Annotated in this window: 23 protein-coding genes and 1 tRNA gene; 6 read left to right on the top strand and 18 right to left on the bottom strand. The window is 66.9% G+C overall.

The window, feature by feature from the left end; all coding sequences use genetic code 11:
• The first annotated feature begins 241 nt into the window (after positions 1-241).
• Positions 242-2,050: a phosphoenolpyruvate carboxykinase (GTP) gene (locus E5K04_RS12235; RefSeq protein ID WP_136554486.1), complete on the top strand. Its 1,809-nt coding sequence runs from the start codon at positions 242-244 to the stop codon at positions 2,048-2,050.
• Between the two features lie 48 nt (positions 2,051-2,098).
• On the opposite strand, the gene E5K04_RS12230 is transcribed toward E5K04_RS12235, so the two are convergent.
• Positions 2,099-2,707 (bottom strand): phosphorylase family protein, encoded by a 609-nt coding sequence (locus tag E5K04_RS12230; RefSeq protein WP_136554484.1) that lies wholly within the window; start codon positions 2,705-2,707, stop codon positions 2,099-2,101.
• Positions 2,708-2,815: 108 nt separating this feature from the next.
• Here E5K04_RS12230 and E5K04_RS12225 point away from each other — a divergent pair, with 108 nt between their 5' ends.
• Positions 2,816-4,645: an ABC transporter ATP-binding protein gene (locus E5K04_RS12225; protein ID WP_205700360.1), complete on the top strand. Its 1,830-nt coding sequence runs from the start codon at positions 2,816-2,818 to the stop codon at positions 4,643-4,645.
• Between the two features lie 51 nt (positions 4,646-4,696).
• Here the strand turns inward: E5K04_RS12225 and E5K04_RS12220 are convergent, their stop codons facing one another.
• The 11 genes from E5K04_RS12220 to E5K04_RS12170 all read right to left on the bottom strand — a co-directional run bounded on the left by E5K04_RS12220 (position 4,697) and on the right by E5K04_RS12170 (position 13,666).
• Positions 4,697-5,458, bottom strand: a complete 762-nt coding sequence (locus tag E5K04_RS12220; protein ID WP_136554480.1) for a hypothetical protein — start codon at positions 5,456-5,458, stop codon at positions 4,697-4,699.
• Positions 5,459-5,546: 88 nt separating this feature from the next.
• Positions 5,547-6,227, bottom strand: a complete 681-nt coding sequence (locus E5K04_RS12215; RefSeq protein ID WP_136554478.1) for a Fe2+-dependent dioxygenase — start codon at positions 6,225-6,227, stop codon at positions 5,547-5,549.
• Positions 6,228-6,297: 70 nt separating this feature from the next.
• Positions 6,298-8,463, bottom strand: coding sequence for a TonB-dependent receptor (locus E5K04_RS12210; protein ID WP_136554476.1), 2,166 nt, complete (start codon positions 8,461-8,463; stop codon positions 6,298-6,300).
• Between the two features lie 101 nt (positions 8,464-8,564).
• Positions 8,565-8,972, bottom strand: coding sequence for an ExbD/TolR family protein (locus tag E5K04_RS12205; protein WP_136554474.1), 408 nt, complete (start codon positions 8,970-8,972; stop codon positions 8,565-8,567).
• The gene (locus E5K04_RS12200; RefSeq protein ID WP_136554472.1) at positions 8,959-9,633 is read right to left on the bottom strand and encodes a MotA/TolQ/ExbB proton channel family protein; all 675 of its coding nucleotides are present in this window, start codon (positions 9,631-9,633) and stop codon (positions 8,959-8,961) included. The genes E5K04_RS12205 and E5K04_RS12200 overlap by 14 nt, the downstream gene beginning before the upstream one ends.
• Positions 9,630-10,313 (bottom strand): energy transducer TonB, encoded by a 684-nt coding sequence (locus E5K04_RS12195; RefSeq protein WP_205700359.1) that lies wholly within the window; start codon positions 10,311-10,313, stop codon positions 9,630-9,632. Before E5K04_RS12195 ends, E5K04_RS12200 begins: the two co-directional genes overlap by 4 nt.
• A gap of 135 nt (positions 10,314-10,448) precedes the next feature.
• Entirely contained in the window at positions 10,449-11,726 is a 1,278-nt protein-coding gene (gene hemL, locus E5K04_RS12190) for a glutamate-1-semialdehyde 2,1-aminomutase (protein WP_136554470.1), read from the bottom strand.
• A gap of 39 nt (positions 11,727-11,765) precedes the next feature.
• Positions 11,766-12,236 (bottom strand): CYTH domain-containing protein, encoded by a 471-nt coding sequence (locus E5K04_RS12185; RefSeq protein WP_136554468.1) that lies wholly within the window; start codon positions 12,234-12,236, stop codon positions 11,766-11,768.
• Complete coding sequence (locus E5K04_RS12180) at positions 12,236-12,652, bottom strand: CopD family protein (RefSeq protein WP_136554465.1); 417 nt, start codon at positions 12,650-12,652, stop codon at positions 12,236-12,238. Before E5K04_RS12180 ends, E5K04_RS12185 begins: the two co-directional genes overlap by 1 nt.
• Positions 12,653-12,674: 22 nt before the next feature.
• Positions 12,675-13,487, bottom strand: coding sequence for a M48 family metallopeptidase (locus E5K04_RS12175; protein ID WP_136554463.1), 813 nt, complete (start codon positions 13,485-13,487; stop codon positions 12,675-12,677).
• Between the two features lie 14 nt (positions 13,488-13,501).
• Positions 13,502-13,666, bottom strand: coding sequence for a rubredoxin (locus E5K04_RS12170; protein ID WP_136554461.1), 165 nt, complete (start codon positions 13,664-13,666; stop codon positions 13,502-13,504).
• A 65-nt stretch (positions 13,667-13,731) separates the two neighbouring features.
• On the opposite strand from E5K04_RS12170, the gene thiD reads away from it, so the two are divergent.
• Positions 13,732-14,571 carry a bifunctional hydroxymethylpyrimidine kinase/phosphomethylpyrimidine kinase gene (gene thiD / locus E5K04_RS12165; protein ID WP_136554459.1) on the top strand — a complete coding sequence of 280 codons (840 nt, stop codon included), beginning with the start codon at positions 13,732-13,734 and terminating at the stop codon, positions 14,569-14,571.
• On the opposite strand, the gene waaA is transcribed toward thiD, so the two are convergent.
• From waaA to E5K04_RS12140, 5 genes are all read right to left on the bottom strand, one after another.
• The gene (waaA, locus tag E5K04_RS12160; protein ID WP_136554457.1) at positions 14,555-15,835 is read right to left on the bottom strand and encodes a lipid IV(A) 3-deoxy-D-manno-octulosonic acid transferase; all 1,281 of its coding nucleotides are present in this window, start codon (positions 15,833-15,835) and stop codon (positions 14,555-14,557) included. The two genes, thiD and waaA, sit on opposite strands and share 17 nt — an antisense overlap.
• A complete protein-coding gene (waaC, locus tag E5K04_RS12155; RefSeq protein WP_136554455.1) occupies positions 15,832-16,788 on the bottom strand; it encodes a lipopolysaccharide heptosyltransferase I in 957 nt (318 codons plus the stop codon). Before waaC ends, waaA begins: the two co-directional genes overlap by 4 nt.
• 823 nt (positions 16,789-17,611) lie before the next feature.
• A complete protein-coding gene (gene ung / locus E5K04_RS12150; protein WP_205700358.1) occupies positions 17,612-18,295 on the bottom strand; it encodes a uracil-DNA glycosylase in 684 nt (227 codons plus the stop codon).
• Between the two features lie 67 nt (positions 18,296-18,362).
• A complete protein-coding gene (locus tag E5K04_RS12145; RefSeq protein ID WP_136554453.1) occupies positions 18,363-18,686 on the bottom strand; it encodes a rhodanese-like domain-containing protein in 324 nt (107 codons plus the stop codon).
• Positions 18,686-19,345, bottom strand: coding sequence for a protein-L-isoaspartate O-methyltransferase family protein (locus tag E5K04_RS12140; protein ID WP_136554451.1), 660 nt, complete (start codon positions 19,343-19,345; stop codon positions 18,686-18,688). The genes E5K04_RS12145 and E5K04_RS12140 overlap by 1 nt, the downstream gene beginning before the upstream one ends.
• Positions 19,346-19,534: 189 nt before the next feature.
• Between E5K04_RS12140 and E5K04_RS12135 the strand changes: the two genes are divergently transcribed.
• From E5K04_RS12135 to E5K04_RS12125, 3 genes are all read left to right on the top strand, one after another.
• On the top strand, positions 19,535-21,508 hold the full coding sequence (locus E5K04_RS12135; RefSeq protein WP_136554449.1) for a peptidase U32 family protein: 1,974 nt from the start codon (positions 19,535-19,537) through the stop codon (positions 21,506-21,508).
• A gap of 27 nt (positions 21,509-21,535) precedes the next feature.
• On the top strand, positions 21,536-21,922 hold the full coding sequence (locus E5K04_RS12130) for a YkgJ family cysteine cluster protein (protein ID WP_136554447.1): 387 nt from the start codon (positions 21,536-21,538) through the stop codon (positions 21,920-21,922).
• Between the two features lie 68 nt (positions 21,923-21,990).
• Positions 21,991-22,075, top strand: a tRNA-Leu gene (locus E5K04_RS12125).
• A gap of 185 nt (positions 22,076-22,260) precedes the next feature.
• Here the strand turns inward: E5K04_RS12125 and E5K04_RS12120 are convergent.
• A complete protein-coding gene (locus E5K04_RS12120) occupies positions 22,261-23,304 on the bottom strand; it encodes a hypothetical protein (protein ID WP_136554445.1) in 1,044 nt (347 codons plus the stop codon).
• Positions 23,305-23,666: the final 362 nt, after the last annotated feature.

Below are 23,666 nucleotides of genomic sequence, written 5' to 3'. Positions count from 1 at the left end.
GAGTGTAGCCGGCATCCTGCCCGTTGCCGCCGCCGGGCTGTGGATAAAAATGTGGACAAACGGCCGGAAAGCTGTCCGACCGCTCCCGCCGCGCACCACGCCCCATGTCATCCTGTTGCCGCGCCGCCAATTACCGCACGGGGCAAGGGATATTCTTGGCGTGCGGCGCGACGCAAGATGACATATATGTGAAAATCCACGGATTCAACAAGAATTATCCGCATACGCATCGAGGACCAGCATGCAGTCATTTGCCCCGGAATACGTCCACCACCAGGCCCTGATCGACTGGGTCGCCCGCATCGCCAGCCTGACCCAGCCCGACGCCATCCACTGGGTCGACGGTTCGGACGAGGAAAACGAACGCCTGCTCGCGCAGATGGTCGAGGCCGGCACGCTGGTCAGGCTGAACCCTGAAAAGCGCCGCAACGCATACGCGGCGTTTTCCGACCCGTCCGACGTCGCCCGCGTCGAAGACCGCACCTATGTGTGCAGCGTGCGCCAGGAAGACGCCGGCCCGAACAATAACTGGGCAGCGCCGGACGAGATGCGCTCGACACTCGGCGGCCTGTTCGAGGGTTGCATGCGCGGGCGCACGCTGTACGTGATCCCGTTCAGCATGGGGCCGCTGGGCTCGCCGATCGCGCATGTCGGCGTCGAGCTGACCGACTCGCCGTACGTGGTCGCGTCGATGCGCATCATGACGCGCATGGGCCGCGCGGTGTACGAGGTGCTCGGCGAAAACGGCGACTTCGTCCCCTGCGTGCACACCGTCGGCGCGCCGCTGGCTTCGGGCGAGGCGGACAAGCCGTGGCCGTGCAACCCGGACACCAAGTACATCGTGCACTTCCCGGAGACCCGCGAGATCTGGTCGTACGGCTCGGGCTACGGCGGCAATGCGCTGCTGGGCAAGAAGTGCTTTGCGCTCAGGATCGCGTCGACCATGGGCCGCGACGAGGGCTGGCTGGCCGAACACATGCTGATCCTCGGCGTCGAAAGCCCGGCGGGCGACAAGCACTATGTCGCCGCCGCCTTCCCCAGCGCCTGCGGCAAGACCAACTTCGCGATGCTGATCCCGCCCAAGGCCTACCACGGCTGGAAGATCACCACCGTCGGCGACGACATCGCGTGGATCAAGCCGGGCGCCGACGGCCGCCTGTACGCGATCAACCCGGAGAACGGCTATTTCGGCGTCGCGCCGGGCACCTCCGAGAAGTCCAACCCGAACGCGATGGCGATGCTGAAGGAAAACGTGATCTTCACCAACGTCGCGCTGACCGAAGACGGCGACGTGTGGTGGGAGGGCATGAGCAAGACAGCGCCGGAGCGCCTGACCGACTGGCAGGGCCAGCCGTGGACGCCGGGCTGCGGCCGCAAGGCGGCGCACCCGAACGCGCGCTTCACCGTGTCGGCGACCCAGTGCCCGTCGCTGGACGCCGCGTGGAACGACCCGGCCGGCGTGCCGATCTCGGCGTTCATCTTCGGCGGCCGCCGCTCGGGCACCATCCCGCTGGTGATGGAGTCGGCCGACTGGGCGCAGGGCGTTTACCTGGCGGCGACCATGGGCTCGGAGACCACCGCCGCCGCGATGGGCGCGCAGGGGCAGACCCGCCGCGACCCATTCGCGATGCTGCCTTTCTGCGGCTACCACATGGGCGACTACTTCAACCACTGGCTGGCGATCGGCCGCACCCTGCCAAGCGCGCCGAAGATCTTCTGCGTGAACTGGTTCCGCGTTGACGAGGAAGGCAACTTCATGTGGCCGGGCTTCGGCGAGAACATGCGCGTGCTCGAATGGATCGTCGGCCGCGTCGACGGCCGCGCCAACGCGAACCGCAACTGGCTGGGCTGGATGCCGGGCTACGAGGATATCGGCTGGGACGGTCTGGACGCGGTGACCCGCGAGCAGTTCGAGCAGCTGATGGCGCTTGACGTCGACGCCTGGCGCGCCGAAGTCGCCGCGCACGACGAATGGCTGTCGCGCCTGGCCGACCGCCTGCCGCAGAGCCTCGCCGAGCAGCGCAGCGCGCTGGCCGCTGCACTCAACTAAGCGCAGGCTGTCTGCTGCCAAGCGGCCCGCGCGAGCGGGCCGCTTTTTTCATGCGCGCGCCACACTGGGCAGCAGGTGTTCGACCAGCCGGTGCAGGCCGGCTGCCAGCGTGCGCAGCGAGGCGTCGAAGTCCCACACATGCGGCTCGAGCGTCACTGGGTTGGACACCGCGCGTATTTCATAAAAGCGCTGCCCTTCGGCCAGGCAGACATGGAAAAACGCCGCGCCCTCCATGTTTTCCAGGTCGACGCCGTCGTGCGAGACAAACGGCGCAAGCGCCGCGCTGACCGTGTTCGAGCTCGCCTGCGGCAGCGGGAGAGTCTCGTCCAGCCACGGGCTGTCGTAGCTGCGATGCCGCTCGAAGTCCATGGCCAGCTCGACGTCGGCAAGCTGGGTGAAGCCTTGCCGGTCGAAAAAGCCGAGGTCGGCCTCGCGCTCGCTCGCCACCAGCGCGACGTCGCCGACCCGCAAGGACGAGCCGGGGTAGACACCGGCGATGCCGGCCATGATCAGCACGTCGGGGCGCTGCTGCTGGATGATGCGGGTGGTGCGGTACGCCGCCTCGATCGGGCCGACGCCGCACAGCGCCTTCTCCACCTGCGGGTGGTCGAAACACTGGAATTCTGTCTGGGTGGGAAACAGGACGGTAATCTTCACGGCTTCTCTTTCTGCGATCGCAAGTCCCGAACTTAGCGCCGCCACCGGCAGGCGGGCAAGCGATGCGCCGTATAATCGGCCCATTCCATCCCGCCGCCGGAGCCCATCTTGCTCAACTGGTTTGAAAACCGGGTCGATCCGTACCCGGACGCAGCGCCGCCACAGCCGGCGGCTTCATTCTTCCCCTTCGTCTGGCAGGCAACCGCCGGCATGCGCGGCCTGATCGCGGCGGTGATCGTGCTGACCGCCAGCATCGGCGCGTTCGAGGCCCTGCTGTTCTCGATGCTCGGCGCCATCGTCGACTGGCTCGCGGCGACGCCGCCTGCCGAGCTGTGGCACAAGGAGCAGGGCAGACTGCTGCTGCTCGGTGCCATCGTGCTGGGCAGCCCGCTCTTGGTGTGGCTGCAGGCGATGTGCAAGTACCAGGGCCTGTTCGGCAACTTCCCGATGCGGCTGCGCTGGCAGTTCCACCGCCACCTGCTCGGGCAGAGCATGAGCTTCTACCAGGACGAGTTCGCCGGCCGGGTGTCGGCCAAGCTGATGCAGACCGCGCTGGCGGTACGCGACACGGTGATGATCGTCTGCGACATCCTGGTGTTCGTGGTCATCTACTTCGTCACCATGCTCGCCGTGGTCGGCAGCTTCGACGTGTGGCTGCTGCTGCCCTTCGTCGGCTGGCTCGCGCTCTACCTCGTCGCGCTCGCCTACTTCATCCCGCGCCTCGGCGCGGCCGCCCGCGAGCAGGCCGACGCGCGCAGCCTGATGACCGGGCGGGTGACCGACGCGTACACCAATATCGCGACGGTCAAGCTGTTCGGCCACGCCCGCCGCGAGGCCGGCTTCGTGCGCGTCGCGATGCGCGAGTTCATGGGCACCGTGCACGCGCAGATGCGTTTGGTTACCGGCGTCGAGGTGGTCAACCACCTGCTCAACATGCTGCTGATCGCGTCGACCGCCGGGCTCGCGCTGTGGCTGTGGGCGCGCGGCGAGGTCGGCGTCGGCGCGGTCGCCGCCGCCACCGCGATGGCGCTCAGGCTCAACGGCATCGCGCACTGGATCATGTGGGAGCTCTCCAGCCTGTTCGAGCATATCGGCACCGTGCACGACGGCATGGCGACGCTGTCCAGGCGCATCGCGGTCACCGACCGCCCCGGCGCGCCGCGCCTGGCGGTCAGCCGGGGCGAGGTCCGCTTCGAGGACGTGGTGTTCGGCTACGGCGGCGAGCGGCGGGTGATCGACCGGCTGTCGCTGACCATCCGCCCCGGCGAGAAGATCGGCGTGGTCGGCCGCTCCGGCGCCGGCAAGTCGACGCTGGTCAACCTGCTGCTGCGCTTTTACGACGTGGAATCCGGCCGCGTGCTGGTCGACGGCCAGGACGTGCGCGAGGTGCAACAGGAGAGCCTGCGCGCCGAGGTCGGCATGGTGACGCAGGACACCTCGCTGTTGCACCGCTCGGTACGCGACAACCTGCTGTACGGCCGGCCGGACGCGACCGAGGCGCAAATGCTCGAGGCGGCCCGCCGCGCCGAGGCCGACGGCTTCATCGCGGAGCTGACCGACGCCCGCGGCCGCCGCGGCTACGACGCGCATGTCGGCGAGCGCGGGGTCAAGCTCTCCGGCGGCCAGCGGCAGCGCATCGCGATCGCGCGGGTAATGCTCAAGGACGCTCCCATCCTGCTGCTCGACGAGGCGACCAGCGCGCTGGACTCGGAAGTCGAGGCGGCGATCCAGCAAAGCCTGTACACGCTGATGGAGGGCAAGACGGTGGTCGCCATCGCGCACCGGCTGTCGACCATCGCGGCGATGGACAGGCTGGTGGTGATGGACGGTGGCCGCATCGTCGAGGAGGGCAGCCACGCCGAGCTGCTGGCCAAAGGCGGGCTGTACGCGCGGCTGTGGGCACACCAGAGCGGCGGCTTCCTCGGCGAGGAAGACTGAGCGCCTGCTCACCCCAACAAAAAGCGCAGCCTAAGGCTGCGCTTTTTGTTTTTAGGCGGCGGGATGCCGGGCGGGCGGGTGGCCGCGAAACCGCGACGCGCCGAACAGCGCGAGCGCGACGCTTGCCGCGAGCGCGAGGTAGAACGGCAGGCCCAGCGTCAGCTGGCCGAGGAAGGCGCGTGCCGGCGCCGCGGCCTGCACGCCGGCGCCGACCGCGTCGGACAACCCGCGCAGCGATTCGGCGAGCGCGCCGTATTCGTTGAACAGCGAGAACAGCGCGAGCACCACGCTCGCGAGCGGCAGCAAGAAGCCCAGCCAGGCGAGGCGGTCGCGCCACAAGCAGGGCAACACCAGCGCCAGCGCGGACAGCCACACCAGCGCGGAGAGGCCACCGTGCGCGAGCATCGCGTACAGGCTGCCGCCGACCCGGCTGCCGAGCACGGCGGCGCTCGCCGCGTCACCCAGCAGCATCGCGACGGCGAACAGCGCGAAGCCCGCCAGCGGCATCCAGCCTATGCTGCCCAGTACGCTGCGCACAGCGCAGGCGGCACGCCGGCGCACCAGCACGAGCCAAGGCTGCGGCGGGCAGGTACACGCCGCGTCAGGCTGCGCCAGCCGCGGGAACACCGCGCAGCAGGGCACCACGTCCTCAACCGCGCCGGCCTCGTCCAGCAGCAGGCCGACTTCCATGTTCAGCTCGGGCGCGTAGTCGGCCCGCCAGTGACTGATCTCGAACGGATATTGCCGGCAGTCGACGCTGACGATGCCGTGTCCGCCGTCGCGGTTGTAGTGGATGATCCTGCCCTGTTTCACGTCGTTCTCCGTCCGGAACCTGCGGGTGCGCCGTGCGGCGCGGACGACCATTATATTTTGCTTATACAGATCCGCCAAACCGGCAACGTCACAGCTCGGTCCACATCCTCAGCAGGTTGTGGTAGTTCGCCGTCAGCATCACCGTCTCCTCACCGTCGCCGACGCGTGCGCGCAGGCTGCTGATCGCGCGGTCCATGTCGAACAGCAAGCTGCGTCTGGCGTCGTCGCGCACCATGCTCTGCGTCCAGAAGAACGACGCGACGCGCGCACCGCGCGTCACCGGCTCGACCCGGTGCAGGCTGGTCGACGGGTAGAGGATCATGTCGCCGGCCGGCAGCTTGACGCGGTGTTCGCCGTAATTGTCCTCGATCACCAGTTCGCCGCCGTCGTACTCGTCGGGCCCGGTGAAGAACAGCGTGCACGATACGTCGGTACGCACCCACTGCCCGCTGAACGGGTCGGCGCGCACCGCGTTGTCGACGTGGTTGCCAAAGTCCATGCCGCCCTGGTAGCAGTTGAACAGGGGCGGGAACACCTGCTTGGGCAGCGCGGCCGAGAAGAAGGTCGCGTTGCGCGCGAGCGCTGCCTCGACCATCGCCTGCAGTTCGCGCGCGGCGGGCGTGTCCTGCGGCAGCTGCAGGTTGCGTTTGGCCTGTGCCGACTGGGTGCCGGCGGTGATGCAGCCGTCGGCCCACGGCGCGCCGTCCAGCAGCACGCGCCCATGCGCGAGTTCTTCGGGGTTGAGGACCTGGGGGATGTGCAGCAGCATCGCGTTATTCCGGAATGAAAAAGCCCGCGCGGGCGCGAGGGGTCGCGCACCCGGCGGCAAGGTTGGAGAATCAGAACTTCACGCCCAGCGTCAGCTCGGCATTGCGGCGGGCGCCGTAGGTGGCGTGGCCGCTGTACAGCCCCTCGTAGTACTTCTCGTCGAACAGGTTGTTCACGTTCAGCTGCGCCTTGTAGTGGCGCGTCTCGTACGCGAGCATCGCGCCCACGACAACGTATTCGGGCAGCACGTTGGTGTTGGCCTCGGTCGCGTAGCGCTTGCCGACCCAGTTGGCGCCGCCGCCGACCGTCCACTCGGACGACAGCCGGTAGCTGGTCCACAGGTTGGCGCTGAAATTCGGCGTGTTGCGCGGACGCTTGCCTTCGGTGCCCAGGTGCGAGCCGGCCTTGTCGATGGTCGCGTCAAGGTAGGTCGCGCCGGCGAACACCTCCCAGCGCTCGGTCAGCCGCCCGGCGGCCTCGAATTCGACACCGTCGGTGTGCCGCTTGCCGGACAGCGTCACCACGTCCGGGATCAACGGGTCGGTGTTGCGCTCGTTGGTCTTCTCGATGCGGAACAGCGCGCCGCGCAGCAACAGGTCGCCGTCCAGCAAGTCGAACTTGGCGCCCAGCTCCATATTGCGGTTCTTCTCGGGCGCGACCTTCTGGGTCGCCTTGTCCAGCGCGTACGCCTCGCCCGACGGGTTGAACGAGGTGCCGTAGCTCGCGTAGTAGGACTGCGTCGTGTCCGGCTGCCAGATCAGGCCGGAGCGCCAGCTCCACACATTGTCGGTGCGGCTGGCGTCGTACGACGTCTTGCTATCCAGCGCGCCGGTGTCCTTGTTGAAGTTGCGGGTATGGTAGTCGCCGGACAGGCGGTCGAAACGCGCGCCGAGCAACGCCTTCCACTCGCGGTTCAGCGTGATGAAGTCCTGCGCGTACAGCGCGGCGCCGTCGGCGACGTAGTCGCGGTGGCTGGTCTTTCCCCATTTGAGATTCGGCGTATCCGACGGATTAGGCGCGCCGACGCTGGTCGACGGCTGGCTGGTGCCGGTCAGGTTGTCGTGGCGGTCGGTGTACGAGCGCTCGCGGGTCAGCTCCAGGCCGGCCAGCAGCTGGTGTTTAAGACCGGCCGCTTCCAGCTCGGTGGTGAAGTCGGTCTGGTTCGACCAGGTCTCGTCGACGCCGTTGCGCTGCTTGAGTTCACGCCTCATCACCGTCTGGCCGCTCACCGGCATGCCCGGCTTCAAGCCGGAGAGGCGCGGCGCGGTCGGCGCAGCGTCGCGCTGGTAACGCGCGTAGCGCAGCTGGTTCTTGACCTTGCTCTTGTCGCTGACGCGGTGCTCGAGCACGGCGGTGGCAAGGTCGGTCTTGGTGTCTTCGTAGTCGAGCCCGGACAGGCCGTAGTAGCGTCCGTACGGCACGTCGACAGGCTTGAGCGTGTTCGGGTCGTACGGCACGCCGTAGTCGGTGTTGTTGTGCTCGGTCAGGTGCAGGTAGGACAGCGTCAGCGAGGTCGGGCCGTCCAGGCCGATCGCCACCGACGGCGCGAAGCCGTAACGCTCGTCGTCGTGCACGGTGCGGCCGTTGTTCTTCTTCTCCGCCATCACGTTCAGGCGCAGCGCCACGTCGTCGGTTTCGGCGTAATTGACGTCAACCGTGGCGCGGCGCTTGTCCTCGCTGCCGATGGTCAGTTCGGCTTCCTGCTTGTTGCCGGCGTAGGGCTGCTTGCTGACCAGGTTGATCACGCCGCCGGTCGAGCCGCGGCCGAACAGCATCGAGCTTGGCCCCTTCAGGACCTCGACCTTCTCGGTGTTGAACAGGTCACGCGTGTACTGGCCGATGTCGCGCGCGCTGTCGACGAACAGGTCGGTCGTCGTCGCGAAGCCGCGCATCACGATCTGGTCGCCGGTACGGCCGCCTTCACCGGCGGCGAAGGTCAGCCCGGACACGTTCTTCAGCGCGTCCTTCAGCGAATCCGCGCCCTGGTCTTCGATCAGTTGCTGGTTGACCACGGTCACCGACTGCGGGATGTCGCGCAGCTGCTGCCAGGTCTTGCCTATGGTCGACGCGCCGGTCGCCAGCGTGCCGCGCTGGGCCTGCTCGCCGACCACTTCGACCGCCTGCAGCCGGGTATCGGCGGCCTGGGCGAAGGCGGGGTTGAGGGCGAGGGCGAGGACGCCGGCGCCGACGACGGCACCGCGCTGCCCCACCAGCAGGGGGGCGGATTGCTTCTTCATGTTTGCTCTCTTCTTGTGTTTTCAGCGGCGGGGTAGAAAACCCGCCCGCGCCGGGCGCACGCAGCCCTCCCGCCCAAGCGGGATGCACGGACGGGGGAAACTCAACGTTCGGTGGTGACGAAGCCGATGCGGCTGATGCCGGCCTCGCGGGCCTGTGCGAGCGCGCGGGCGACCGCCTCGTAACGCACGGCACGGTCGGCCTGCAGTTCGAGTTCGAGCGCGGGGTTGGCGGCAAGGCGGGCCAGTTCGGCGGAAAGCTCAGCTTCACCCACCGCGCGCTCGTCCAGCCACAGCCGGCCCGCCGCGTCGATGGCCAGCGTCGCGCGCGTGCCGGCACCGGCCTGCTGCGTGCTGGCGGTTTTCGGCAGCTCGACGCGCACCGACTGCTGCATCAGCGGCATGCCGACGATGAAGACGACCAGCAGCACCAGCATCACGTCGACCAGCGGGGTCATGTTGATCTCGGAGAGCGGCGCCGCGCGCTCGCTGTCGAAGTTACCGAACGCCATCGCCGCTCCCTTCGGTCAATAGTTGCGCGTGCACGTCGTGCGCGAAATGGTCGAGCTGCTGCGCGATCAGCCGCTGCGCGCGGCCCAGCGCGTTGTAGGCGAGCACCGCGGGGATCGCCGCGGCGAGGCCGGCGGCGGTCGCGATTAGCGCCTCGCCGATCGGGCCGGCGACCACGTCGATGCCGGCCTGCCCGCTGGCACCGATGCCGACCAGCGCGTGGTAGATGCCCCACACCGTGCCGAACAGGCCGATGAACGGCGCGGTCGAACCGATCGACGCCAGCAGCACCATGCCGGACTCCAGCCGGCCGGACTCCAGCGACAGCCGCTTGCGCAGCGCGCGGGTCAGAAATTCGTCGACGCCGCAGGCCTGGCCGAGCGAACGGCCGGCGTGGCTGTGGTAGTGGGCGAGGGCGGCGGTGCCGTCGCGCACCAGACGCGCCGCCGGCGCGTCGTTGTGCTCGAGCGCGGCAAGCGCGCCCGCCCAGTCGGGCGCGTCCCACAGCCGCGCCTCGGCGTCCCGGTTGGCGCGGCGCGCGCGCCACAACTGGACGGAACGGACGATCAGCAGCGTCCAGGTCAGGATCGACATCGCGATCAGGCTCAGGAAGACGGTGGCGAGCACGGCGTCCCCCTGCTCGAAGACAAGCATCAGGTTCATGATTTGGCGGTTTTCAGCGAGAAATGGACGGGAACGACAAAACTGTGCGCGACGCTCTGGCTGCCCAGCCGGGCCGGGATGAAGCGCCAGCGCGCCACCGCTTCGCGTGCGGCGCGGTCAAGCCGCGGGAAGCCGCTACTGCGGAAGAGTTCGACGGAAGTCGCCTCGCCCGCCGCGCTGACGGCGACCCTCAGCTCGACGACGCCCTGTTCGGCCAGTTCGAGCGACAGCGGCGGGTAGGCGGGCTTGGGGTTGTGCAGGTAGTCGCCGCGGTACTGCGGCGGCGTCACCGCCGGCGCTTCACCTTCGCCTGCGGCCGCAGCACCCTGCCGCTCGCCGGAAGCTGGCTGTGCGCCCGCACTGCCAGCTGGGGCTGTGCTGGCCACGGCCGCTGCCGCGGCAGCCGGCTTGGCGGAGGCAGGACGGGGCGCATCGGCCCTGACCCTGGACACGGCCTCAGGCGCCGGCGCACGTCTGGCCGGCGCCGCTGCTTTCGCCCGGGCGGGCGCGGCGGCGGGCTGTTCCGCCACGGCCTGTGCAGGCTTGGCCAGCAGCGCGACCGCGACCACCGGCAAGGCCTTTGGCGGCTGCAGCGGCGGCGCATCCGCCGCGTACAGCAGCACCGCGTGGCCCAAGGTCACCGTGGCGAGCGTCGTCAGGACAAAGTAGTTGCGTTTCATGGAGATGATAATAACGCGAATTATTATCATTTCCAATAGTCATGAAAATTTGCCACCCGCCTGGTGTTGCCGCGTGTTGCACAAACGAAAAAAGCCGGCGGCCCAAGACCGCCGGCTTCCGGATGCAAGGTCAGGTCAGACGCGGGCGAACGCGCGGCGCGCGGCGGCTATCGTCTCGTCGATGATCGCGTCGGTATGCGCGATCGACACGAAGCCCGCCTCGTACGCCGACGGCGCGAGGTAGACGCCTTCTTCCAGCATCGCGTGGAAGAAGCGGTTGAAGCGCTCGCGGTCGGACGCGGTCACCTCGGCGTAGCTCGCCGGCACCTGTTCGCAGAAGTAGAGGCCGAACATGCCACCCACACTGTCGGCGCACATCGGCACGCCGGCGTCGCGCGCAGCCGCCTCGAGGCCCATGGCGAGACGGCGGGTGGAGGCCGACAGCTCGTCGTAGAAGCCGGGGCGCTGGATCAGCCTGAGCGTGGAGAGGCCGGCGGCGACGGCGACCGGGTTGCCCGACAGCGTGCCAGCCTGGTAGACGTTCCCCAGGGGCGCGATGCACGACATGATGTCGGCGCGGCCGCCGAAGGCCGCCAGCGGCATGCCGCCGCCGACCACCTTGCCCAGCGTGGTCAGGTCCGGTTGGATGCCGTGCAGGCCCTGCGCGCAGCCGAGGCCGACGCGGAAGCCGGTCATCACCTCGTCGTAGATCAGCACGCTGCCGTGCTTTTCGGTCAGCCCGCGCAGCGCCTTGACGAAGGCCTCGCTCGGCTTGATCAGGTTCATGTTGCCGGCGATCGGCTCGAGGATCACGCAGGCGATGCTGTCGCCGATCTCGGCGAAGGTGCGCTCGAGCTGCTCGACGTTGTTGTACTCGAGCACCAGCGTGTGGCGGGTGAAGTCGGCCGGCACGCCGCCCGAGCTCGGGTTGCCGAAGGTGAGCAGGCCGGAGCCGGCCTTCACCAGCAGGCTGTCGGAGTGGCCGTGGTAGCAGCCCTCGAACTTGATGATCGCGTCGCGGCCGGTATAGCCGCGGGCGAGGCGGATCGCGCTCATCGTCGCCTCGGTGCCCGACGACACCAGCCGCACCAGTTCGACCGAAGGCAGCAGCTTGCGGATCTCTTCGGCGATCTCGATCTCGGCCTCGGTCGGCGCGCCGAACGACAGCCCGCCCACCGCCGCCTGTTGCACGGCGGAAATCACTTCGGGGTGGGCGTGGCCGAGGATGGCCGGGCCCCACGAGCCGATGTAGTCGATATAGCGCTTGTCGTCGGCGTCCCAGAAATGCGCGCCGAGCGCCTTCTTCACGAAGCGCGGCGTACCGCCGACCGAGCCGAAGGCACGGACCGGCGAATTGACGCCGCCGGGGATCGATTGTTTGCCACGTTCGAACAGTTCGAGGTTGCAGGACATCGTTGCATTCTCCAAAGCCAGTAAATCGGGGCAGGCCGCTTACGCGGGCGACCCGCCGAAACAGTGGTGGCGCAGCAAATAGCCGTAGCTGTAGCGCGCGTCGGTCGTCACTTCGTTGCCCAGCCAGGGCGGACGCGGAAAATCGGTGGTGGCGTCGGGCAGCTCGATCTCGGCGATGACGAGCGCGCCGCCATCGGCGCCGTACTCGTCGACCGTCCACTCCCGGCCGCCGTATTCGAGGTGGTAGCGCCACTTGTCGACGCTGAACACGCACAGCTGCGCGAGCATGTGTTCGGCGTCGGCCAGCGGCAGCGGATATTCGAATTCGGCGCGGGCCACCGCCGTTGCCTCGGCCTTGATGGTCAGCCACGCCTCGCCGCCGGCGATGCGCACCCTCACGCTGCGCACCGCGTCGGCCGCCATGAAGCCCTGGCGCAGGCGGACGCCGTCCGCGCCACCCCGCCAGCCATCGCCTTGCACCAGGAAGCGGCGCTCGATCTCGACGGCCATCAGAACGGCTTGACGACGACCAGCACGACGACGGCAACCAATACCAGCACCGGCAGTTCGTTGAACCAGCGGAACCACACGTGGCCGTGCCGGTTGCGGTGCCCGGCGAACGCCGCGTACAGCCGGCCGCACCACGCGTGGTAGCCGACCAGCAAGCCGACCAGCGCGAGCTTGGCGTGCAGCCAGCCGCCGCTGATGCCGAAGCCTAACCACAACCACAGGCCCAGCGCCAGCGCCAGCACCGCCAGCGGCGTCATGAAGCGGTACAGCTTGCGCGCCATCAGCAGCAGGCGGTCGTATTCGGCGCCGGGCGACGCCATCGCCAGGTTGACGAAGATACGCGGCAGGTAGAACAGGCCGGCGAACCAGGCGGTCACCAGCACGATATGGAACGCCTTGACGTAGAGGTAGGCCATCTCAGTGTTTCACGTGGAACAGTCAGGGACGCGCCGCTCGGTAGTACGGCATCACCTGCGGCAGCATCTGCTGCATCTCGGCGATGCGGCTCGTGCCAGACGGGTGGGTCGACATCCATTCCGGGCCGCCGCTGCCGCCGGCCGCCTCCATCTTGCGCCAGATCGACAGCGCGGCGTTCGGGTCGTAACCGGCGCGCGCCATCAGCTCCAGCCCCATCAGGTCGGCTTCCTTCTCCATGCGCCGCGAGAACGGCAGGCTCAACGAATACTGGCCGACCAACTGCACCAAGTCCTGCGTGCCTGCATCCAGCCCCAGCACGGCACCGGCCAGCGCGATACCCTGCTGCTTGGCGAACTCCTGGGACACCTGCTCGCGGCTGTGTTCACGCAGCGCGTGCGCGATCTCGTGGCTGATCACCGCCGCCAGTTCGGCGTCGGTGAGCGACAGCCGATCGATCAAGCCGCTGTACACGCCGATCTTGCCGCCAGGCATGCAGTAGGCGTTGAGCTCGGGGCTGGCAAACACGTTGACTTCCCATTGCCAGCCGCGCGCCTCGGGACGGAATACGCCGACCTCGGCGATCAGCCGCTGCGCGACGGCGTTAACCCGCCGCGCCTGACGCGCGTCGCGGTTGAGCACGCCGGCTTGCCTGGCCTTCACCAGCTGCTGCCGGTACGACTGCGCCGACGCAGCGTTGACCTCCTGCGTCGACACCAGCAGCAACTGCTTGCGGTTGGCGCCGACCGCGCCGGACGCGGTGGTGCTCTCGCATGCGCTCAGCAGCAGGCTACCGGCCAGCAGTGCGGCCATCGGCAAAGCGTGTCGGATCGCCATCGGCGGTCTCCCAATCAGATCTCGATCATCTCGAATTCGTCCTTGCGCGCACCGCAGTCCGGGCAAGTCCAGTTCATCGGCACGTCGTCCCAGCGGGTCCCCGGCGCGATGCCGTCTTCGGGGCGGCCGGCCGCCTCGTCGTAGATGAAGCCGCAGATCAGACACATCCAGGTTTGCATCGGTTCGCCCCTGCTATTCAGTTAAAATGGCTATTGTACGTCTTGTAATGCTAAGAGGCTAAGGTGTGCCGTCTCCACGTCCCGCTCCCCCCATCGTACTGACCCTGTCGGCGGCCGACCCCTCGGGTGGCGCCGGCATCCAGGCCAGCGCCTTGACGCTCGCCAGCCTAGGCTGCCACCCCTTGTCGGTGGTCACCGCGCTGACCGTGCGCGACAGCCGCAACGTCGACGCAATCCAGGTCGTCGACGCCGATTTCGTGCTCGACCAGGCGCGCATGCTGCTCGAAGACATGCCCATCGCCGCGTTCTGCGTCGGCATGACAGGCAGCGCGGAAAACGTCGCGGCGATCACCGAGCTCGTCACCGACTATCCGGACATCCCGCTGGTGTTCGACCCGGTACTCGCCAGCAGCGGCGAGTACGCGAGCACCGAACTCATCGACTCGATGCGCGAACTGCTGATCCCGCACGCGACGCTGATCACGCCCAACCGGGCCGAGGCGCGCCATCTGGCGCTGAATGAGCCGGACGAGGAAGACGAGCCGGAAGCGGCCGAATACGCGCGCCGCCTGCTCGCGCTCGGCTGCGAATACGTGTTGCTCAGCGGCAGCCAGGATACCACCAGCGGCATCTGCAACCTCCTGTACGGCCAGCACGGCGAGATCCGCCGCGACCGCTGGCAGCGGCTGCCCGGCAGCTACTACGGCGCCGGCTGCACGCTGGCGGCGGCGATCGCCGGCATGGTTGCCGGCGGCGCGCGGCTGCCCGAGGCGGTGCGCGAAGCACAGGAGTACACCTGGCAGGCGTTGCGCTACGCGTTCCGCCCGGGCATGGGCCACGCGATCCCCGACCGCTTGTTCTGGGCAAGCTCGGACGCCGAGGACGACGTCAGCGGCGAAGACTGACACCCTGCGCGGCCAGCCGCTCCTCGACGTAGTCGGCGATGCGCGCGCAGGCGCCTTGGTGCGAGCGGCTGAACGCGAGCGCGGCCTCGTGCATCGCCTGGCGGCCGGCGTCGTCGTCCAGCAGGGTACGGCAGGTTTCGGCCAGCGCCGTCGCGTCGGCCACCTCGCGCGCGGCGCCGGCGGCCAGCGCAAGGCGGCTCGCCTCGGCAAAATTGAACATCGAAGGGCCGAACAGCACCGGCACGCCGACGCTGGCCGGCTCGATCAGGTTCTGCCCGCCCAGCGGCAGCAGGCTGCCGCCGACAAAGGCGAGGTCGGCCATCGCGTAGTACGCGAATAGCTCCCCCATCGAATCCCCCAGCCAGACCCGGATCTGCCGGTCGATCGCCACGCCTTCACTGCGCCTTTGCAGCGCGAAGCCCCGCTCGGCGACCAGCGCCGCGACCGCGCCAAAACGCTCTGGATGGCGCGGCACCAGCACCAAGAGCGCGTCGGACGGCCCGTACGCCGCCCACGCATCCAGAATCAACGCCTCTTCGCCCTCGCGCGTGCTGCCGCACACGACAACCTTGCGCGTACCCGCCGCTTCACGGAAGGCGCGCCCCAGCTCGACCTTGTCGGCCGGCGGCACGAAGTCGAACTTGGTGTTGCCGCAGACTTGCACGTTATCCGCGCCAAGCGATGACAGCCTGGCCGCGTCGTCCGTGCTCTGCGCGGCCACCCCGGCGAGGCAGCCCAAGGCCGGCGAGATCAGCCCGCTGACGCGGCGGTAGCCGCGCAGCGACTTTTCCGACAGCCGCGCGTTGGCGAGAAACAGCGGAATGTCGCGCTCGGCGCAGCCGTGGATTAGGTTCGGCCAGATCTCGGTTTCCATCAGGATGCCGACGCGCGGCTGGTACAGGTCGAGAAATCGCTGCACCGCCTCGCGGCTGTCGTAGGGCAGGTAGCGCACTTCGGCGTCGGGGTAGAGGTCGAGCGCGGTCGCGCGGCCGGTCGGCGTCATCTGCGTCAGCAACAGCGGCAGCTGCGGCCAGCGCCGGCGCAGTTCGGCGACCAGCGGCAAGGCCGCGCGCGTCTCGCCGACCGACACCGCGTGTATCCACAAGGCGTTCTTGTGCCGCGGCGGTTTGGTGCGGGTCGAGAAGCGTTCGTCCCAATGCTCGAGGTAGGCGGGCGAACGCCTGGCGCGCCGCCTGAGGTAGGCCTTGGCCAGGGGCGAGAGCAGGCGCCACAGCGCCGAGTAAGGAGAACGCCAGAAACTCATGCCGTCCGTCTCGCCTGCAACAAGGCGTAGACCTCGTCCACCTCCGGGCAGACGCCGGCACGGCCGACGTTGCACGCACGGGCGGTCTCGACGACGCCGGTCAGCGCCGGGTCGGTATCGGTGTAGATCGCCACCAGCGGCACGTCCTGCGCGTTGGCAAGGTGGGTCAGGCCGGTGTCGACGCCGACCACCGCGGCCGCGTGGCCGATCAAGCCGGCCGCCTCACGCAAGCGCATGCGCGGCGCAAGCACGGCCCCTTCGATCGCAGCCTGCAGGCGTGCCGCCCGCTCGGCTTCCTGCGCGTTGCCCCAGGGCAGCACACAGACGAGGCCCTCCGCGGCGAGCCGCGCGCCCAGGTTGACCCAGTGCTGCTCGGGCCATTCCTTCGACGCCTTGCTAGTCGCGTGCAACAGCACCGCGTAAGGTCCATCTGGCAGCCAGGACGGCCGTTCGCCCTGGCCGACGCCGAAACGCGGCGGCCCTTCCACCGCATAGCCGAACACGCCCGCGAACAGCCTGCGGTTGCGTTCGATCGCCGACAGCTCGCGGCTGACGCTGACTTGCTTGTCGTAGAAACGGCTGGCCAGCGGCTCCCGGATGCTGTGACTGTCGTAACCGGCCAGCGGCCCGCCAGCGAGTTTGGCCGGCAAGGCGCTCTTGAGCAGGCCCTGGCTGTCGATCACGCAGTCCCACGGCCGTGCACGCAGGGCTTCGCGCATGGCGGCCATCTGCTGCCAGCTCTGTTTGGCGAGCAAAGCCTTGCGCCAGCGCCGCCAGGCGATCGGGATCACCTCGCCAACAGCCGGGTGCAGTGCGGCGATGTCGGCAAAGGCTTCTTCCGCCAGCCAGCTCAGCTCGACGTTGGGGTAATGCGCAACCAGGTCGGTGACGGCGGGCCAGGTGTGGATAAGGTCCCCCATCGACGAGGTGCGTACGATCAGCACATTCATCATGACCGCGCATTGTACGAGTGCCCCTGTTGTTAACCAAGCGGATTCCTGCCACACCGGCTGTTGAAAAGTCGCTGTGGAAAACCATCATCAAAGTTATCCACAACTGATCCGACTACTGGCGACCCCGCTTATCCATAGCTTTCCAGTACCGTAAAACCCTTGGTTTTCAGTGTATTGCACGTTTATCCACAGCAATGAGCCTCCTTCATTAGTCTCTTCAATAAATACAAGAAAAAAACAAGAAGGGTATTCAGGCGTAAAAAACACATGCTTGCCCTGCACAGGGTAAGTCCGTCGCAAGGTGTGGATAAACCCGTCTGCAGCGTTGGCCTCAAAACAATCCACAAGCCGTGCAATGCTTGCAATGGGGGGTTCGCACAGGAAACAACGACCTGCAAATGCTTGATTTGCATTTAAGAACAAGGCTTATCCACAACAATGGACTGCCTTCTACTAGTTTCATCGTTTTTTACAAGTAAAAACAATAGACAGATTGCAAGCTGGAAACCTGCCAAGCGGACACAAGCACTTCGCGGACAGATGGGCAGCACGGAAGAAGCACCATGACAAACACGATAGGTTCAGCCTATCGACGTCTGGTTGCTCACAGAAATGCCAGGCAGGCGGTATCAAACAGGAGGTTCTGGTGCTTTTCGGGTGGGTGTGGCGTGTCCAGCACGCAGGATGGAAGGCTGGATTAGCCGTCAGGATGGCTGGCCAAGCGGATAAAAGCAGGGAGATGGTGAAGGAAAGAATGGTTGGGCAGGCTGCGGCAGACGCTTGAAACGGCACCTGCCGCAGGACAAGGAAACGGAAGTCAGACTTATCCACACCAGTGGATCGGCGCATGGCCACGCTGCTGCAACCAGGCATTGGCCTGGCTGAAATGCCTGCAGCCGAAGAAACCGCGGTACGCGGATAAGGGAGAAGGATGCGGAGCCGTCAGCACCAGATGCTTGTCCGCGTCGATCAGCGGGCGTTTGCCGTGTGCCCAGCTGCCCCACAGCATGAACACGCAGGCTGCGCTGTGCACGCTGGTTTCGTGGATCAGCGCGTCGCTGACCGCCTGCCAGCCGATCTTGCCGTGGCTGCCGGCCTGGTCGGCGCTGACGGTCAGCACGCTATTGAGCAGCAACACGCCCTGCTGTGCCCAGCCGCTTAGGTCGCCGCTTGAGGGCGGCTGGCAATCCAGGTCGCTGGCGATTTCCTTGTAGATGTTGCGCAGGCTGGGCGGGATGCGCACGTCGGCCGGGACCGAAAAACTCAGCCCCATGGCCTCGTGCGCGCCGTGGTACGGGTCTTGTCCCAAGATCACTACCCGGGTGTCGGCAGGGTCGCGGTAGGACAAGGCAGCGAGGATCTGCTCGCGCGGCGGGTAGATGGATTCGCCGGCCTCATGTCGCGCGGCAAGCGCATGGTCGATGGCGGACAGCTGTGTGGCCTGCAGCAGCGGCTGCCAGCCCGGACGGACGCGGGCGAGGGCGGGGGTCAGGTAGTCCAGTTTCATGGGTATGGATAGACAATGAAAAAGGGCCGCTATCGCGGCCCTTCGGGGTTGGGAGGGAGGCGTGCGCTCAATAGCGCGCCATCGTGGGGTCCACGCTGTTCGCCCATTCTTCCACGCCGCCGGCGAGGCTGTACACCTCGTCGAAGCCGGCCTTTTCAAGGTAGAGCGCGACCTGGTAGCTGCGCACGCCATGGTGGCAGACGGTGACGACAGGCCCGTCCGGCAGCTCGTTCATCCGCATGGGGATGAGATGCATCGGGATCGCGACGCTGCCGGCGATCGCGGCGCGTTCGATTTCCCAAGGCTCGCGTACGTCGAGCAGGCAGGGCTGTGGCCGGGCCTCGTCGGACAGCCATGCCGCCAGCGCGCTGGCGCCAATCTCGCGGACCATCAGAAGCTGAAGCGTTCGGGTTCGATCGCTTCGGCGCCTTCCAGGCGCTGCACGCAGATATCGAACATCTCTTCGCTGGAGAAGTCGGTTTCGGACACGCGGCGGATGCGCAGCGCGCGCATCACCGGCAGGTCGCCGACCACCACGACCATGCGGCCGCCGACGGCAAGCTGCTGCTTGAGCGCCTCGGGGACCACCGGCAGCGAGCCGCCGACGTAGATCGCGTCAAACGGCGCCTGGCCGGCAAGGCCTTCGACGCCGTTGCCTTCGAACAGGCGGGCGTTGCCGACGCCGGACTTGCGCAGCGCGGCGGCTGCGCGTTCAAGTTGCGCACCGTCGATCTCGACGCTCAGCACTTCGCGCGCGAGCTTGGCGATCAGCGCAGTGACGTAGCCCGATCCGGTACCGACTTCGAGCACCTTGTCGCCGGCGGCGACTTCCAGGTCCTGCAGCAGGCGAGCCTCGACCTTCGGTTGCAGCATCAGCTTGCCGTTGGGCAGTGGCAGCTCGCGGTCGGTGAACGCGAGGTTGCGCAGGTCGTCGCTGACGAAATCCTCGCGCTTGACGTCGAACATCAGGTCGAGAATCCCGGTGTCGAGCACATCCCACGGGCGGATCTGCTGCTCAATCATGTTGAAACGTGCTTTTTCGAAATCCATGCTCAGCCTCGGCGTGCTTCATGACAATAACTTGCGAGTATCGCATATTTGCACAGCATTGACAGCGTACCGCCTTGCCGCCGCCCGCCCCGGTACTTGCGATCCGTTTCCTGCAAGTGTCTGATTCCGCTATACTTCCGCCCCTCCCGCGCAAGCGCATCCTGTCAGCCCCCGTCGCAAGGAAAGATCATGAGCCTGTTGCCGCACCAGCTCGAGCTGTTGTCGCCCGCGAAAACCGCCGAAATCGGGCGGGAAGCCATTTTGCACGGCGCGGACGCCGTCTATATCGGCGGCCCGAGTTTCGGTGCGCGCCACAACGCGTGCAACAGTGTCTCCGACATCGCGGAACTGGCGCGCTTCGCGCACCGCTACCATGCGCGGGTGTTCGTCACCCTCAACACCATCCTGCACGAGGCCGAGCTCGAGCCCGCGCGCACGCTGGTCCACCAGCTGTACGACGCCGGCGTCGACGCCCTGATCGTGCAGGACATGGCGATGCTCGAGCTGGACCTGCCGCCGATCGAACTGCACGCATCGACCCAGTGCGATATCCGCGACGCGGCAAAGGCGCGTTTCCTTGCCGACGCGGGCTTCTCCCAGCTGGTGTTGGCGCGCGAGCTGACGCTTGCGCAGGTCGGCGAGATCGCCCGTGCGGTGGGCAACACCGCCGCCATCGAGTACTTCGTGCACGGCGCGCTGTGCGTGGCGTTCTCCGGCCAGTGCTATATCAGCCACGCCGACACCGGGCGCAGCGCCAACCGTGGCGACTGCTCGCAAGCGTGCCGGCTCCCGTACACGCTGACCGACGGCGAGGGCAGGGTGGTCGCGTACGACAAGCATTTGCTGTCGATGAAGGACAACAACCAGAGCGCCAATATCGGCGCGCTGATCGACGCCGGCGTGCGCTCGTTCAAGATCGAGGGGCGCTACAAGGACGCGTCCTACGTGAAGAACATCACCGCGTATTACCGGCAACTGCTCGACGAGGCGCTCCAGGCGCGGCCCGCGCTCGCGCCCGCGTCCAGCGGGCACGCCGAGGTGTTCTTCACGCCGGACCCGGACAAGACCTTCAACCGCGGCGCGACCGATTACTTCGCCACCGGCCGCAAGGCCGATATCGGCGCGTTCGATTCGCCCAAGTTTGTCGGCAAGCCGCTGGGCGTGGTCACCCGGGTGACCGACCGTTACCTGGAAATGGAAAGCGGCGAGACGCTGGCTAACGGCGACGGCCTCAACTTCATGAAGAAGCGCGAGGTGGTCGGTTTCAACGTCAACACCGTCGAGCGGTTGGGCGACATTGAAGGCGGCGCGCGCTGGCGCGTGGTGCCGAATGACGCGTCGCTGCTGCAGGGGCTGCGCGCGGGGGCCGAGTTGTGCCGCAACCGCGACCATGCTTGGGAACTCGCGCTGCTGCGCCCGTCTGCCGAGCGGCGGGTCGGTGTCTGGCTGACGCTGTCCGACGACGAACAGGGGCTGGTGTTGAACGCGGTCGACGAAGACGGCGTGGCCGCCTGCGTGCGCGCGCCGATGGCGCTGGAGGCCGCGCGCGACGCTGAGCGGGCCTTGTCCGGCCTTGCCGCGTCGCTGAACAAGTTCGGCAACACCATGTTCCGCGCCGAGTCGGTCGAGCTGCAGCTGGGTGCGCCGTGGTTCGTACCGGCGTCCACCGCCAACGCCTTGCGGCGCGACGTGCTCTCGGCGCTGGAAAACGCGCGCGTCGCCGCCTGGCAGCGCCCTCAGCGCAAACCCGAACTCGACCCGCCGCCGTCCTACCCGGAAGGTTCGATCAGCTACCTTGCCAACGTGTACAACCCGTTGGCGTGGCAGTTCTACCGCCGCCACGGCGTCGAGCTGATCGACCTCGCGTACGAGGCGCACCACGAGGCGGGCGAAGTCAGCCTGATGATCACCAAGCACTGCCTGCGCTACAGCTTCAACCTGTGCCCGAAACAGGCGAAGGGGGTGCAGGGGGTGATGGGGCAGGTACGTGCCGACCCGATGACGCTGAAGAGCGGCGACGAGACCTACACGCTGCGTTTCGAGTGCCGGCCGTGCGAGATGCACGTGATGGGCAAGATGAAGAAGCACGTGCTGCAGGCGCCACCGCCGTCCGACGTGCCGGTCGCGCAGCCGATGACCTTCTATCGTCAGCGTCCGCGCTGACGTTCCACGTGAAACAGGATTGAACGGATGTACGCAGACGTCGAAAGGCTGGAGACCTGGACCCGCTACAAGCAGGGCCTGTGCAAGGATTGCATGGGCAGCTGCTGCACGATGCCGGTCGAGGTCAAACTGCCCGACCTGGTCCGCATGGGGCTGGTTGACGAATTCGAGCTCGAAGAGCCGGCGAAGAACATCGCCAAGCGCCTGCAGAAGGCGCGCCAGATCGAGCACTTCAACCACAAGTACGGCGTGTTCACGCTGGCGCGCCGCGCCAACGGCGACTGCGCATGGCTGGACCCGGTCAGCCGTCTGTGCACAGTCTACGACAAGCGGCCGGAAACCTGCCGCAAGCACCCGCAGATCGGCCCACGCCCGGGCTTCTGCGCGTATACCCGCAAGTCGCTGGTGCGTTGACGCCGGCTGAACCGGCGGCCGCTTTTGTGATAAAGTCTGCGCCGTTCGCCGCGTCTGCGCGGCAAATCGCCCCGATGGTGAAATTGGTAGACACAAGGGACTTAAAATCCCTCGGCTTAGGCTGTGCCGGTTCGACCCCGGCTCGGGGCACCAACAAGCGTTCCAACGCGTCCCGGAGAAGTCCAGCAAAAGCCCCGTAGACAAAGGTTTGCGGGGTTTTCGTGGCCTATGCGTTGCGAGGAGTTCCCGCTGCTCCCGGCTGATCGTGGGGGTATGTTTGGGGGTAACTTGTAGTTCGGTTGTGGCTGCCACAACCGCCCGTTCATTTGCCCCGCGTATTACTTGCCTGCCGAATCCTTTGTCTTTTCCGCCCTTTGTTCCAGTCGCTTGAGCACGCTGTCGAATGTGCTGCGCAGGAGCTTGTCGGCCCCGAAGCCCGACGCGACAGCCAGCTCCGCGTAGACATAGCCGGCGTCGGCCGCTCCGACGTTGATGGTGATCAGATGCGAGGCCGCGCCATGGCCTACAGCGCCATCCGCGGTCACGATCGCGAACAGCAGCTTCGACTTTTCCAGTACGAACACGAACAACGCGGCAAACGCGCCCATCAGGGGCTTGGCCAGCAAGTGGAGCAGGAAGTAACGGAAGAACGGGCCGCCGCGCACGTAGAGGAAGTCCTCTCGCGTGAGCACATTGCTGGCGTAGGCGCCCATCAGCCCGAGTACAAGCAGCGTCTTGGAGTGGGTTACAAGGCCGCCTTGCGCGAGGCCGTGGAGCGCATTGCCGGTGTGGGAGCACCACGCCAGCACCAGCAGCAGGCCGAGGATCGCCGCGCTCCACACGCTGGTCAGCGTGTTTGCCGACAGCTGCCAGAAGCTGCGGTCCATCTGCTCGTTGACCTGCTGCAGTGCGTCTTTCGCCGTGGCGTGATCGGCGGGTGTCGCGTTGCCATTGGTCACCCTATCGATTACGCCGATCAGTCGTCCTTTGGGACCGATCCAGTCGGCGCGTGACTTCTCTTCCGTGATGTTCAGGTCGAACGCCGTCTTTACTTCAACCGCCTTGCCGGCGAACTCTTCCGGTGTCATCAGCAGGATGAGCTGTTCATCGACCCGGTGCAGCAGCTCCCATACGAGGTGCGGGTGCTTGCGGCTCAGGAACGGGAACGGGAACTTCGAACCGAATGCCGGCCGATCGAGGAGATCATGTGCTCTGCCCAGGTAGACCTTGCAGATCCCGACCACACGCTTCTGTTCGTCCGTGAGCTGGCGCGCCTCGAATTCGTTGAGCGATACCTCCAGGCTGGTGATCTTGGACTGTAGCCGTTCAGCCGACGGACTCATCCAGTCCCATGCCGGACGGCCTTGCGTTTGTTCGCTCATCGTTCCCCCTTTGCCATTTGGCGATCATGCCTGACGGCGGTGAGTCCCCCGCGTCGGCTCCATACTGTCCACTGCACCCTCTGCAGCACGAGGACCATAGTGTTTCGTAGAACTTCGGGGCGTCATTGGCAAAGCGGCGGCGCTGTGTATCGCCATAAGCGGCCGGTTTCCTTTACCGAAAATCCGGCAACTTGTTGCTGGCGCAGGCAGGGGCCTGGCACTGCAGGGTAGCAGGCCCGGTACCCGAGCGCGCATGCCGCGTCAAAAGTCCGTGGCGCGGGCTCGTGCGGGGTTGTGCGGACAGTTTTCTTCAGGAAGGGGCGTGATGCCTGGGCTGATCAAAAGGCGGCAGCCGTGCTAGC

Origin of the sequence: Crenobacter intestini (genome assembly GCF_004919095.1) — a bacterium.
Classification (GTDB): Bacteria; Pseudomonadota; Gammaproteobacteria; order Burkholderiales; family Chromobacteriaceae; genus Craterilacuibacter; species Craterilacuibacter intestini.
Note: the sequence above shows the minus strand (reverse complement) of the source record. Positions and strands in the feature narration are given on the sequence as shown.